This is a genomic window from Pseudomonas sp. N-1-13 (genome assembly GCF_057787095.1).
Window position 1 is genome coordinate 5,597,638 of record NZ_JBYNRI010000001.1, and the last position, 13,556, is coordinate 5,611,193.

Here is a 13,556-nt window from a genome sequence, read left to right on the forward strand (position 1 = left end):
GCTTGAGTGATTGCCATCTTCCCTTTCAAAAGAGGCCCTGCATGAACCGCGACAGCCGCTACCTGGAATCGATCCTGCACCACGACATCCCGTTGACGCGGGACATGGGCCTGAAGGTGCTCGACTGGCAGGCCCGGCAACTGCGCCTGTTTTTACCGCTGGAGGCCAACGTCAACCACAAGAGCACCATGTTCGGCGGCAGCCTGTACTGCGGCGCGGTGCTGGGTGGCTGGGGCTGGCTGCACCTGGCCCTGCGCGAAGAGGGCATTGAGGACGGGCATATCGTCATTCAGGAAGGGCAGATCAGCTATCCACTGCCAGTCACGAGGGACGCCACAGTCATTTGCCAGGCTCCCGAAGAAAAGGTCTGGAAACGCTTCCTGGCCACCTACCGGCGCTACGGACGCGCGCGACTGACCTTGCAGACCCAGGTGATAAATGCCGGAAGCGAAGCACCAGCGGTGCAATTTGTGGGGCAGTACGTGTTGCACCGCTGACCCCCGAGCATCACAAAAACCCCTGTGGCGAGGGAGCTTGCTCCCGCTCGGCTGCGCAGCAGACGCATTGGGGCGGAGCAAGCTCCCTCGCCACAACAACTGTCCCAGGTCCAGCAAGGGGCAGCCGATTCAGGAGCGGGCAAGTTCCAGCAGTTTCCCACGCCACGCCGCCTTTGCCGGCAACGCCAGGAAGGATTCATTCAACAGCGACTCCCGCGGCGGATAGCAGAACGGTTCGCCGCGTAGGTCCAGCACCTCGCCGCCTGCCCCCTCCAACACGCCTTGGGCGGCGGCGGTGTCCCACTGGGACGTCGGCGCCAGTCGCGGATAGCAATCCGCCGCGCCCTCGGCCAGCAGGCAGAATTTCAACGAACTGCCGATGCTGGTCAGTTGCAACTCACCCAGGCTCTCGCTCAAGCCGCCCAAGAGACGCTCTTGCTCCGGGCTGGTATGGCGACGGCTGGCGACCACCGTAAAAGCATCACCCGGCGCCGGCACGTTACGCACTTCGATCGGCAAAGGCTCGCCCCCCTTGTCGCCACGCCAGGCGCCGAACCCCGCGCCACCGACGTAAAAGCGACCATTGGTGGGCATCGACACTACGCCAAACACCACCCGCCCCTGCTCGATCAGTGCGATATTGACGGTGAACTCTTCGCTGCCGGAAATGAACTCCTTGGTGCCGTCCAGCGGGTCCACCAGCCACCAGCGTTGCCAGCCGGCGCGCACGCTTTGCGCAATATTGGCGTCCTCTTCGGAGAGGATTGCAATATCCGGCGCCAACGCGGTCAGCCCGGCCACGATCACATCGTGAGCGGCCATGTCCGCGGCGGTCACCGGCGATGCGTCGGCCTTATGATTGACCTGCACATTGGCTCGCCAGAACGGCAGGATCGCCTCACCGGCCTTGAGCGCCAGCTCGACCACAGGGGCCATTAGAGGATGGGGGAAATTCATGACAGGAACGCTCCGCGCTGGGTCAGCAGGTCACGGGCCAGGTACAGCGCCGCCAAGGCCCGGCCCTCCGTGAATTGAGGATTTTGCGCCAAGGCCGACAACTCACGCAGGTTGACCTTGTCCACGCGCATCGGCTCAGGCTCGTCGCCTTCCAGCCGCTCTTCATAGAGATCGGTCGCCAGCACCACCTGGATCTTCTGGCTCATGTAGCCGGGGGACAGGGACAGTTCAGTCAGGTGCTCCAATTGACGCGCACCAAAACCGGCCTCTTCTTTAAGCTCCCGCTCAGCAGCCGCCAACACGTCTTCACCCGGCTCGATCAAACCCTTGGGCAGGGACAATTCGTAGGCATCGGTGCCGCCGCAGTATTCTTCCACCAACACGGCGTGATCGGCGTCGAGCATCGCCACGATCATTACCGCGCCGTAACCTGCGCCCTTGCCCGCCAAACGCTCATAGGTGCGCTCCACGCCGTTGGAAAACCGCAGTTTCAGTTCTTCCACGCAAAACAGGCGGCTGGTGGCGACGATCCGTCGATCGAGTATGGTGGGTTTCTGGCGCATAAACGGCTCCCTGGGCGATAGCGGGCTACTATACCCGGCCTATTCTGATTGTTTGTGTCGGATATCCGATTACCGCTGGAGAAGTTTTATGGCCTTGCTGCCCTGGCACGAGATCGATACGGTGCTGCTGGACATGGACGGCACCCTGCTGGACCTGCATTACGACAACCATTTCTGGATGGAACACTTGCCCCAACGCTACGCCGAACTGCATGGCGTGAGCCGGGCCATGGCGGAGCTGGAGCTGCAGCCGCTGTTCGAGCGCAACGCCGGCCAATTGCAGTGGTATTGCCTGGACTTCTGGAGCACCGAGCTGAAACTGCCGGTGCGCGAACTGAAGCTGGAAACCGCGCACCTGATTGCCCTGCGCCCGGACGCCGACACGTTCCTGGCGGCGATCCAGCGGGCGGGTAAACGGGTGGTAATGATCACCAACGCCCATCGCGACTCGTTGTCCCTGAAGCTGGAACGCATCGAACTGGCCCCTTACTTCGAACGTTTGATCAGCTCTCACGACTACGGTTTTCCCAAGGAAAGCCCGCAGTTCTGGGATGCCCTGCAAGCCGATCTGAACTTCGACCCGGCCCGCAGCCTGTTTATCGACGACACCTTGCCAGTGCTGCGCAGCGCCCGGGAATTCGGCGTGGCACACCTGCTGGCGGTCAGCGTACCGGACAGCCGCAAAGGGCCGAAGGATACGGGGGAGTTCGAGGCGTTGGGGGATTATCGGGATTTGATTGCCGGGCTTTGATAGCCGGCCGTTAGCATCGCGAGCAGGCTCGCTCTCACAAGGTTCCTTGTTCGCCACAGATCCAGTGTGGGAGCGAGCCTGCTCGCGATGAAGACAATGCGGTCCTCAAGCTTTATTCGGGAATGCGCAGCACCTGCCCCGGATAGATCTTGTCCGGATGCGACAGCATCGGTTTGTTGGCTTCAAAAATCTTGTTGTACTTGTTCGCATCGCCATATTCGGCTTTGGAGATGGCGCTGAGTGTGTCGCCCTTTTTTACGGTAACAAAGCGAGCGGCCTGGGCGACTGGCCCGGTTACCGTGATCTGATCATCAACACTGCCCACACCTGCGATGTTGCCTACCGCCAGCAGGATTTTCTCCTTCTCCTCCTGACTACCCACCTCACCAATAACAGTAACTTTATCGCCCTCAATGGTCGCCTGAACATTCGGGTTACCAAGACCAACCTTGCTGATGTGTTCTTTCAGTTGCTCACTGGCGTTGGCATTACCGGGAGTCAGCAGATCGATCAGTTTTTCGCCGGCCTCCTTCACAAAACTAAAAATACTCATGGTGCACGCTCCTTGGGTTTAAGTGTCCAGACGCAAAAGCCTAGACCAAGCCAAACGAACCCGGTTCCCAGCCGACCAATGACCCTGCCGCGCACAAAGCGCTAGAATCCCAACCTTCCCGCGCCCTGGAACGAAGATGGACATCAAGCAGCTGAAATTTCTCATCGCGCTCGACGAAACCCGCCACTTCGGCCAAGCGGCCGCGCGCTGCCACATCACCCAACCGACCCTGTCAATGCGCCTGCGCAGCCTTGAAGAAGAGCTGGGCCTGCCACTGGTCAATCGAGGCCAGCGCTTTGAAGGTTTCACCGCTCCGGGGGAGCGGGTGTTGGCCTGGGCACGCACGGTCATGGCGGCCTATGACGGTCTACAGGCCGAAGCGGCGGCCTGCCGTGGCAACCTGGTGGGTACCCTGCGCCTGGGAGTGGTGCCATTGTCGGACTTCGATCCGTTGTCGATGATGCAGCGGCTGCACAGCGAGCACCCTAACCTGCATTTCGAATTGTCATCCTTAAGCTCCGAACGCATCCTCGAACAACTGGCGAACAACCGCATCGACCTGGGCATTTCCTATCTGGAGCGCCTGGACACCGAGCGCTTCGACGCCCTGCCCTTCAACCATACGCGCATGGGCTTGCTATTTGACCAGCGATACTTCTATTTCGGCGAGCAGCCGCTGAGCTGGGAAGCGCTGATCGAGTTGCCCCTGGGCATGCTCACCAGCGGCATGCATTTTCGTCAGTCCATCGACCACAACTTCCACAGTCGGGGCCTCACACCCCGCCCTCTGCTGCAAACCGACGCGGTGCATCAATTGTTACAAGCCGTACACGGCGGACTGTGTTGCGCCGTGATGCCGCTGAACAGTGGCCTGGGTATGCTGACCCGAGACTTGCGCATCCAGCCCATCGAAGACGCGCAAACTCTGGTCCCGCTGGGTCTGATCATGCGCCGCGGCGCTCCGCGCTCGGCTTTGGCGGAGGCTTGCTTCGCCCTCTACCAGAAATCATCAACGACATCTTGATCGACGTCATCTATTGATAGATCAGTAATAGCGATTAGACGTGGCAGATTGCCGCATTTAGTCTTATCACTATTCCCACTGTCAGTGATGCCTATGAACGACAAGCCTCCGGTCCGTTCTGCGCCTGCGGAGAAAATACCCGCGCCAGCCGCCAGCCAGAGCTATCGCTACTGCAACCTGGACCATTCCCAATCGGACAGCACCGCGCTGGCCGAGGAAGTGGCGCTGGCGATCGCCTATAACGGCATCAGTCAGGCCGTCATGCTGGTCACGCCGTCTGACCTTGAAGACTTCATCGTCGGCTTCAGCCTAGGCAGCGGCATCATTGAAGACCCTGCGGACATCTATGACGTGCAACTGAGCGGCGACGGTTCTGCGCAATACGCCCAGGTAACCATCGCCAACCGCGCCTTCTGGAACCTCAAGCAACAACGCCGACAACTGGCCGGCACCAGTGGCTGCGGGCTTTGCGGGGTGGAAGCGGTGGAGCAGGCATTACCGAACCTCAAGGCACTGCCCGGCACGCTACTGCCACCGGCCCAGTGGCTCGAAGGCCTGCGTCAACGCATCGGCCAGTTCCAGCCCCTGGGCCAGCATTGCGGCGCGGTACACGCGGCGCTGTTCATGAACGCCCAAGGCCAATTGCTGCTGGGACGCGAAGATATCGGCCGGCACAACGCGCTCGACAAACTGATCGGCGCGCTGATCCGGCAACAGATCCCGGTGAACGGAGGCGTGGCGATCGTCACCAGTCGTTGCAGCCTCGAATTGATCCAGAAAGTGTTGCGCGCCGGCATCCAGACCCTGGTCAGCCTGTCGTCACCCACCGGCCTTGCCGTGCAGTGGGCCCGCCAGCACAACCTCAATCTCATCCACCTGCCGCAGAAAAGTGCGCCGCGGGTCTATAGCCCTGCGATGGAGAATCAAGCGTGAGCAATCATCAACAAGCCGATCAGAAACCCGTACCGCGCTACAAGCCCTACAAGGGCCCGGCCGGTGGTTGGGGCGCGCTGATCAGCGTCGCCCAGGCCTGGCTGACCAGCGACAATGCGCTGAAGAACCTGCGCATGATGCTCAAGACCAACCAGAACGGCGGCTTTGACTGCCCAGGCTGTGCCTGGGGCGACTCACCGGAAAGCGGCATGGTCAAGTTCTGCGAGAACGGCGCCAAAGCCGTGAACTGGGAAGCGACCAAGCGCCGTGTCGATGGCGCATTCTTCGCCAAACACAGTGTGACCTCGCTGCTGGAGCAGAGCGACTATTGGCTGGAATACCAGGGGCGCCTGACCGAGCCACTGAGCTACGACGCCGAAACCGACCGCTACAAACCCATCAGTTGGGAAGCGGCATTTGCCCTGATCGGCAAACACTTGCAGGGGCTCTCCAGCCCGAACCAGGCTGAGTTCTATACCTCGGGCCGGGCCAGCAACGAAGCAGCCTACCTTTATCAGTTATTCGTGCGCGCCTACGGCACCAACAACTTTCCCGACTGCTCGAACATGTGCCATGAAGCCAGTGGCGTAGCGCTGTCTCAGAGTGTCGGCGTAGGCAAAGGCACCGTGACTTTCGACGATTTCGAGCACGCCGACGCGATTTTCGTCTGGGGCCAGAACCCGGGCACCAACCATCCACGCATGCTCGAACCGTTGCGCGAAGCAGTGAAACGCGGCGCCCAGGTGGTGTGCATCAACCCGCTCAAGGAGCGTGGCCTGGAGCGTTTCCAGCACCCGCAAAACCCGATCGAAATGCTTACCAACGGGGATAAACCGACCAACTCCGCCTATTTCCGTCCGGCCCTGGGTGGCGACATGGCCGTGCTGCGGGGCATGGCCAAGTTCCTGCTGCAATGGGAACGTGAGGCGCAAAACACCGGCGCTGCTGCAGTGTTCGACCACGCGTTCCTGAACGAACACAGCATCGACGTACTGGATTACCTGGCCGTGGTCGATGACACGCCATGGGAGCAGATCGTTGAGCAGTCGGGCTTGACCCTGGTCGAGATCGAACAAGCGGCGCGCATGTACGCCATCAGCAAGAACGTGATCATGTGCTGGGCGATGGGCATCACCCAACACCGCCATTCGGTGGCGACCATCCAGGAAATCGCCAACCTGATGCTGCTGCGCGGCAACATCGGCCGGCCGGGCGCCGGTCTGTGCCCGGTTCGCGGCCACAGTAACGTGCAGGGCGACCGGACCATGGGCATCAACGAGCGTCCGCCGGCGGCGTTCCTTGACTCGCTGGAGCGTCGCTTCCAGTTCAAGGTGCCGCGCGAGAATGGCCACAACGTGGTCGAAGCGATCCACGCCATGGCTGACGGCCGGGCGAAGGTCTTCATCGCTCTGGGCGGCAACTTCGCCCAGGCCACCCCGGACAGTGATCGGACGTTCCAGGCCTTGGGCAATTGCGACCTGACTGTGCAGATCAGCACCAAGCTCAACCGCAGCCATCTGGCTCATGGAAAAGAGGCGCTGATCCTACCGTGCCTGGGCCGTACCGACATCGACCTGCAAGTCGAAGGCGCACAAGCGGTGACCGTGGAAGACTCCTTCAGCATGGTCCATGCATCCAATGGCCAATTGCAGCCGCTGTCGAACCAGATGCGTTCCGAGCCTTGGATCATTGCCGGCATCGCCGCCGCCACACTGGGCCACCACCCGGTGGACTGGAACTGGCTGGTGGCGGACTACAACCGCATCCGCGACCTGATCGCCGATACCATCCCGGGGTTCAAAGACTTCAACGAAAAGCTCCAGAACCCCGGCGGCTTCTATCTGGGCAACAGCGCCGGTGCACGTCGCTGGAACACCGCCTCAGGCCGCGCCAACTTCAAGCCCAACCGGCTGCCGACCGACCTGGTGCATGAACGCACCCGCGCCACCGGGCAGTTGCCTGACCTGATCATGCAGTCCATGCGCTCCCACGATCAGTACAACACCACCATCTATGGCCTCGATGACCGCTATCGCGGCGTGAAGGGCCAGCGTGACGTGTTGTTCGTCAACGAAGCGGACATCATTCGACTGGGCTTCAAACCTGGGCAGAAGGCCGACATCGTCTCGCTCTGGGATGACGGCCGCGAGCGACGGGTCAAAGGCTTTACCCTGTTGGCATTCGACATTCCCGCCGGACAGGCCGCCGCCTATTACCCTGAAGTGAATCCGTTGGTGCCGTTGGAGAGCACCGGCGACGGCAGCCATACCCCGACTTCGAAATTCGTGGCGATCCGTCTGGAAGCAGCGAGCGAGAATGGGCTGATTCTGGCCAAGTCGGCCTGACACAACGTGCCAGGAGATTAGGTTGTGTGGGAGCAAGGCTTGGCTCCCCACAATCCTGCTTTTCAATCGCCCACAAAAAAGGCCGTTTTCCATAGAAAACGGCCTGTCCGAAGTAGCTAAAGACCGGCGAAAATCTGTTAAGTTCCGCTCAAAAAACAATAACTTATCGAATTGTGCACAAGTCGTGTTACTCGTCGGATTTCGATTGTAACCAAGCGAAGCCAGCCTCAGGATCGCGCCGTCATCCCTTTGAGGCTCCTCTATGAAGTTCTCCTCGATTCTCTTGTTGTCCCTTGGCCTGATCAGTGGCGCAGCCTCTGCCGGTGGCACCACCGAAGCAGGCGTGGGCGGCGCATTGGGCGGGGTTCTGGGTTCTGTGGTCGGCCAGTCCTTGGGCGGCAACACCGGGTCCACCATCGGCGCAGCCTTGGGTGGCGCGGGTGGCAGTGCGGTCGGTGCGGACAAACGCAGCCGCGGCGAAGCAGCGATTGGCGGTGCGCTGGGCGCAGCCGGCGGTAACGTGGTCGGCCGTAGCGTAGGCGGCACCACCGGCAGCCTGATCGGTGCAGCAGCAGGCGGCGGCGCTGGCGGTGCACTGGGCAACTATATGGGCAAGGACGATGACGACGATCGTCGTTATGACGGTCGCCGTGGTGATCGCCGTTATTACCGTGACGGCCATCCAGGTCGTGGCCATGCCTATGGGCATCGCAAGCACAAGCACAAACATCGCTATCACGACGATTGATCACTGGCTCTAACCAGTAGTCGATAGAAAATCGCAGTCTTCGTCAGCGCTTCTCAAGCGTCTGACAGGAGACTGCGATTTTTCGTTTAAATCACCAGCCGTTCCAAAGCGGCGCGCAACCGATCCGGAATCGCCACTGGCCGATTCGAAGACCGCTCCACAAAAACATGCACAAAGCGCCCCGCCGCGCAGGCCTCCTCCTCCCCCGCCTTGAACACCGCCAGCTCATACTGCACTGAACTGCTGCCCAGCTTCCCCACCCGCAGACCGATTTCAATCCGGTCGGGAAAGGCGATCGAGGCAAAGTAGTCGCAAGCCGAACTCACCACGAACCCCACCACCTCCCCATCGTGGATATCGAGGCCGCCGACCTCGATCAGATAAGTGTTCACCGCCGTGTCGAAAAAACTGTAATAAGTCACGTTGTTGACGTGACCGTACACGTCGTTGTCGTGCCAGCGTGTGGTGATCGGTTGCAGGTGCGGGTATTCGCTACGTTGGGGCATCAGGTGTCCTTTACGGTTGCTCAATGGTTCATGCGTTGTTCAGGATTTTGAGGCCTGGTGTTGTGCGAATCCCTTGCCCTGGGCCGCCAGCTCCCCGATCAGACGCGCGGGCTTCCAGTGGTCCCCCTGCTTCGTTTCGAGTTCCAGCAGCCGTGCATGGATGTCTTCAAGTCCCTGATGGTCGGCCCAGGCCATCGGGCCGCCCTTGTCTGCGGGGAAGCCGTAGCCGTTGAGATACACCAGGTCGATGTCGTGAGCCGACTCGGCAATACCTTCCTGCAGGATTTTCGCGCCCTCATTGACCAGCGCCAGCAAGCAACGCTCGAGGACTTCCTCGGGGCAGATCTCGCGACGCTGAAAACCCAACGTTTCACTGACTCGCTGCACCAGCGCATCGACCTCTACATCATGCTCGGCCTGGCGACTGCCGGCTTCGTAGTGATAGTACCCGTTGCCGCTTTTCTGGCCGAACCGACCCAGTTCGCACAAACGGTTGTCCACTTGCACCTCGGGTGCATCCTGACCTTTGCCCGCCAGTTCCCGAGCGCGCCACTCCAGGTCGATACCGACGACGTCGTACATGCGAAACGGCCCCATGGCGAAGCCGAAACCCTGCAATGCCGCGTCAACCTGATGGGGAAACGCCCCTTCCAGCAGCATCTTGCGCGCCTCCAGCACATAGGGGTGAAGCATCCGATTGCCGATGAACCCGTGGCAATTGCCCGACACCACGCTGACCTTGCCCATGCGCTTGCCCAATACCAGGGCTGCGTCCAGCACCGCTTTGGAGGTTTGCGCCCCACGAACGATTTCCAGCAACTTCATGATGTGCGCCGGGCTGAAGAAGTGCAGACCCAACACCTGGGTGGGGCGGCGGGTGACGGCGGCAATCGCATCGATGTCCAGCGCCGAGGTGTTGCTCGCCAGAATGGCTTGCGGCTTGAGCAAGCCGTCCAGCTCGCGGAAGATCTTCTGCTTGAGCTCAAGGTTCTCGTAAACCGCCTCGATGACCAGATCCACATTGCGGATCGCCGCGTAGTCATCTGCCCGCGTCACCCTGGCGATTCGGGCATCGGCCTCACCCTGGTCGATACGGCCCTGGCGCACGTTGTGGGCATAAGTATCGGCCACGGCAGCCAACGCCTGTTCCAGCATCTGCGGGTTGTTGTCGACCCACTGCACCGTCACGCCGGCGTTGGCCAGGCACATCACGATGCCCCGCCCCATAGTGCCTGCACCGACTACGGCGGCGCGCTGAATATCGAAGGGTGTCTGGCTCATGTTTGCTCTCTTGTTGGCGATCCAAAGACAGCCCTCACCTTAGTCAGCCGCAGAATATTTTTGAAATTTATTCGTGTGATGGCGGGCATTCATCGGATGGATGCGGATTACAAAGCCGCTTGAACCCAGTGGCGAACTTCGGCGTACGGGTAATCCTCCAGCTGCGCATATCCTGGAATCGTACGTGCCTTCAGTTTGGTGAACAACGGCACTCTGATGCCGCAGAGGAACCGGGTCACCCGCTCCGCAGAGGGTGCACTGCCGGTATGCTGCTCGTGCCTGTTGATAAAGTCGCCACACAGTGCGTTGAAGTCTCTGTCCACCAGTACTGGTAATGGTGGTGGCTCCGGCAGACGGGCAACGTGTCCATGGCACACCGAACAATGACCACAGCGCTGCGGTGCACTTTCATCGCCGAAATACTGGGCCAACCGATAACCGAGGCAATGATCGGTGGCGAACAGTTCGAGCATCGCGTGGATCCGCGCGATCTCCCCACGCTCGTGCCGGGTGAAATAGTCGTGCAACTCTGCACTCAGTGCCTGAACGTCGAACCCTGCTTCAAGCACGTTATACACCTCGGTCATCTGTTTGCTTTCCAGCTCGATCCAGCCCTTTTCCTGAAAGTAATCCAGCGCCTTGACCACGCGGTTACGCTCGGCGTGATACAGCTGGTACATCCCGTCGAAATCCACCGTGGCCCAGGTACGAGCACGGCTGGAGGTCTGGATGATGGCCGAGACAAACGCCTGACGCTCCCCTTCGAAGTGCTCGAGCAATGCCTGCGGCTCGATCAGAAACTTGAAGCGATACTCCGCGAAATAGGCATAACGCGGCGCGATCAGCCGGCGCAGTTCCAATTGCACCAGCAGCGTCTTGAGCGGCAGTTGCCGGATGTTGCTCTTGTCCGCCAGCGGCCCCAGCAAAAACTCCCATTGGCCATCGGCCGCTGCGGCCTTCAACTCATCAAGCACGCACCGAATACCCGCCAGCTCCGGCGTATCACCATAAACAAAGTTTTCCAGCACGTTGAGGCTGTCACGGTTGGCCAGGACCAGACAATCGGACGGCAACCCGTCACGCCCCGCCCGGCCGATCTCCTGGCTGTAGTTCTCGATGGATTTAGGCAGGTCGAAATGCGCCACGTTGCGGATATCACTCTTGTCGATACCCATACCGAAGGCGATGGTCGCAACGATGCAATTGCACTGCCCGCCCATGAACCGGCGCTGGATGGCTTCGCGTTGTTCATGAGGTAAGCCGGCGTGATAAGCCTGGGCCTCAATCCCATGCTGGCTCAGGTGCTCGGCAATCTGCTCGGCGGTTCGCTGCAAGGTGACATAGACGATGCTCGGCTGTCCGGCTCGCTCGCCCAGCCATTGCACCAGTCGCCGCCGCTTATCCGCGCCGCGCACCGGTTCCACCAGCAGGTTGAGGTTAGGTCGATAGAAGCCGGTGGTGACCACATCGTCGGGGGCGATGGCGAACTTCGCCTGCATGTCCGCGATGACTTTGGGCGTTGCGGTGGCCGTCAACAGCAACACCTGGGGAATGTCGAACTGACGCTGGTAGTCGGGGAGCTTGAGGTAGTCGGGACGAAAGTTATGCCCCCATTCGGAGATGCAGTGGGCCTCATCTACCACCAGCAACGAGATCGGTACCTGCTGCAGGAAATTGCGAAAGCGCTCGTTCTTCAGCCGCTCCACCGAAATCATCAGAATCTTCAACTCGCCCGAACGGGCCCGTGCCATGACCTCGCTGGCTTCGTCACGACGCTGGACTGAATCGATACTCGCCGCCGCAATGCCATGGCGATGCAGGAACGCCAGTTGGTCCTGCATCAGTGCCAGCAGCGGCGAGACCACCAGGGTCAGATGCGGTAATAGCAGGGCCGGCAATTGATAGCACAGGGACTTGCCCGAGCCGGTAGGAAAAATGGCCGCTGCCGACCGACCGGCAAGTACTGCGCTGACGGCAGCTTCCTGACCGGGGCGAAACTGCGGATAACCGAAAACCTGTTCCAGGGTGCTGTGCATAGGCGGTCACTCCTTGACTGCTGCGATGCCAAAAGCCTAGCCGGACGGCGCAGGGAGTCGAGAAAAGGTTTGGGGGGAAAACGATACCGGATGATACAGCCTCAGCGCCTTTGTGCTTTGCCATGAGGCGATACAAATCCAGGCACTTTGATGCCTCGTTCCCGTTTCGCTTGCAAGGTAAGGTGCGCCATCCACTCATGCGTTACAGGCCTGGAAGCCTGGCGCTCAAGACTCCGCTCAAGGACTGAACCATGTCACATCCATTTTCCGCGCTACGCACCCTGGCGCTAACGTCGGTCTCACTGCTGGCCGGTTGCTTGACCATCCCAGCACAACCCGACATGCGAACCACCGTGTTCGAAACACCGGAATACCGCGCCCAGCAAGGTCTGGCCATCGTCAAAGCCTCAGCTCTGTATGCCCGGGGTGGCACCGGCCGGAACGTGACCGTGGCGCTGATCGACTCTGGACTGAACAGCAGGCTGACAGAGTTCGAGGGCAGGCTGGGTGACCCCGGATTCGACCATGTCGAAAACCGTCCCGGTACCCTTGACCGGGTCGGTCACGGCACGCAAATGGCCGGCATCCTCGCCGCCAACAAGGACGACCAGGGCATGCATGGCATCGCGTTTGAGGCCAGGTTGATCCCCTTCCGTTTCGGCGACGACAACGAACCGTTTTTTTTCGACAGCGAAATCGCACAGTCCTGGCAAAGCGGTTTCGACAAGGGCGCGCGCCTGTTCAATAACTCGTGGGCCAACGCCATCCCCGCCACCGAAATCACTGAAGCACGTTACAACCAGGTGATGCCCGACTCCCTGGCCGCTGCCCGAAAACTGGTGGAAGACGGCGCCGTATTTGTCTTCCCGACCGGCAATGAGCTCAAGCGCGAGCCCTTGGCCGAACCTGGGTTACCGGCAGCGTTGCCGGAACTGGAGAAAGGCTGGATCGCGGTCGTGGCGTTGAAAAATGATGGCAGCACCATCAATGGAAAATCCAACTATTGCGGCGTCGCAGCCGCCTGGTGCATCGCCGTACCCGGCGGCGACGCAGGTCCACAGCCAGGCCTGCTTACCGTGGGCAAGGATGGCCGTTACGTGCAAACCGCCGGCACATCCCCGGCCGCCGCGTTGGTCAGTGGCGCACTGGCCGCGCTGCAAAGCCTCTACCCGCAGCTCAACGCACAGCAAGTGCGCGAACATCTGCTGGCGACAGCCAACCGCACTGGCATCTACGCCAACAGCGAAGCCTACGGCAGAGGGTTGATGGACCTTGAGGCGGCCTCACGACGCGCCCCAGGACCGCTGGCTGACTGAATCAGGAGCCGCTACCGCTCGCGGCTGTCGAAGCCTCCCGGACAGT

13 protein-coding genes are annotated in these 13,556 nt (G+C 60.6%); 7 read left to right on the forward strand and 6 right to left on the reverse strand.

All coding sequences use genetic code 11. The annotated features are described in order from the left end of the window. Positions 1 to 41: 41 nt before the first annotated feature. Positions 42 to 497, forward strand: a complete 456-nt coding sequence (locus AC3I65_RS25115) for a YiiD C-terminal domain-containing protein (protein ID WP_047226860.1) — start codon at positions 42 to 44, stop codon at positions 495 to 497. Between the two features lie 129 nt (positions 498 to 626). On the opposite strand, the gene cysQ is transcribed toward AC3I65_RS25115, so the two are convergent. Further along, entirely contained in the window at positions 627 to 1,454 is an 828-nt protein-coding gene (gene cysQ / locus AC3I65_RS25120; RefSeq protein ID WP_173406435.1) for a 3'(2'),5'-bisphosphate nucleotidase CysQ, read from the reverse strand. Then, positions 1,451 to 2,017, reverse strand: coding sequence for an ADP compounds hydrolase NudE (gene nudE, locus AC3I65_RS25125; protein WP_160894030.1), 567 nt, complete (start codon positions 2,015 to 2,017; stop codon positions 1,451 to 1,453). Before nudE ends, cysQ begins: the two co-directional genes overlap by 4 nt. Before the next feature lie 88 nt (positions 2,018 to 2,105). On the opposite strand from nudE, the gene yrfG reads away from it, so the two are divergent. Further along, a complete protein-coding gene (gene yrfG, locus AC3I65_RS25130; protein ID WP_047226857.1) occupies positions 2,106 to 2,768 on the forward strand; it encodes a GMP/IMP nucleotidase in 663 nt (220 codons plus the stop codon). A 112-nt stretch (positions 2,769 to 2,880) separates the two neighbouring features. Here the strand turns inward: yrfG and lysM are convergent, their stop codons facing one another. Continuing rightward, entirely contained in the window at positions 2,881 to 3,321 is a 441-nt protein-coding gene (lysM, locus tag AC3I65_RS25135) for a peptidoglycan-binding protein LysM (protein WP_107323084.1), read from the reverse strand. A 136-nt stretch (positions 3,322 to 3,457) separates the two neighbouring features. On the opposite strand from lysM, the gene AC3I65_RS25140 reads away from it, so the two are divergent. From AC3I65_RS25140 to AC3I65_RS25155, 4 genes are all read left to right on the forward strand, one after another. After that, positions 3,458 to 4,345, forward strand: a complete 888-nt coding sequence (locus AC3I65_RS25140) for a LysR family transcriptional regulator (protein ID WP_076383281.1) — start codon at positions 3,458 to 3,460, stop codon at positions 4,343 to 4,345. A gap of 93 nt (positions 4,346 to 4,438) precedes the next feature. Further along, entirely contained in the window at positions 4,439 to 5,278 is an 840-nt protein-coding gene (gene fdhD, locus AC3I65_RS25145) for a formate dehydrogenase accessory sulfurtransferase FdhD (protein WP_160894032.1), read from the forward strand. Beyond that, positions 5,275 to 7,623 carry an FdhF/YdeP family oxidoreductase gene (locus tag AC3I65_RS25150; protein WP_047226853.1) on the forward strand — a complete coding sequence of 783 codons (2,349 nt, stop codon included), beginning with the start codon at positions 5,275 to 5,277 and terminating at the stop codon, positions 7,621 to 7,623. The genes fdhD and AC3I65_RS25150 overlap by 4 nt, the downstream gene beginning before the upstream one ends. A gap of 262 nt (positions 7,624 to 7,885) precedes the next feature. Continuing rightward, positions 7,886 to 8,371 (forward strand): glycine zipper domain-containing protein, encoded by a 486-nt coding sequence (locus tag AC3I65_RS25155; RefSeq protein WP_047226852.1) that lies wholly within the window; start codon positions 7,886 to 7,888, stop codon positions 8,369 to 8,371. 86 nt (positions 8,372 to 8,457) lie between these two features. Here the strand turns inward: AC3I65_RS25155 and AC3I65_RS25160 are convergent, their stop codons facing one another. The 3 genes from AC3I65_RS25160 to AC3I65_RS25170 form a co-directional block, all read right to left on the reverse strand. Then, positions 8,458 to 8,877, reverse strand: a complete 420-nt coding sequence (locus tag AC3I65_RS25160; protein ID WP_047226851.1) for an acyl-CoA thioesterase — start codon at positions 8,875 to 8,877, stop codon at positions 8,458 to 8,460. 39 nt (positions 8,878 to 8,916) lie between these two features. Beyond that, positions 8,917 to 10,158: a 3-hydroxyacyl-CoA dehydrogenase gene (locus tag AC3I65_RS25165; RefSeq protein ID WP_488524252.1), complete on the reverse strand. Its 1,242-nt coding sequence runs from the start codon at positions 10,156 to 10,158 to the stop codon at positions 8,917 to 8,919. 107 nt (positions 10,159 to 10,265) lie between these two features. After that, entirely contained in the window at positions 10,266 to 12,194 is a 1,929-nt protein-coding gene (locus AC3I65_RS25170; protein ID WP_488524253.1) for a RecQ family ATP-dependent DNA helicase, read from the reverse strand. A gap of 251 nt (positions 12,195 to 12,445) precedes the next feature. Between AC3I65_RS25170 and AC3I65_RS25175 the strand changes: the two genes are divergently transcribed. Further along, positions 12,446 to 13,510: a S8 family peptidase gene (locus AC3I65_RS25175; protein WP_488524254.1), complete on the forward strand. Its 1,065-nt coding sequence runs from the start codon at positions 12,446 to 12,448 to the stop codon at positions 13,508 to 13,510. Positions 13,511 to 13,556 lie beyond the last annotated feature (46 nt).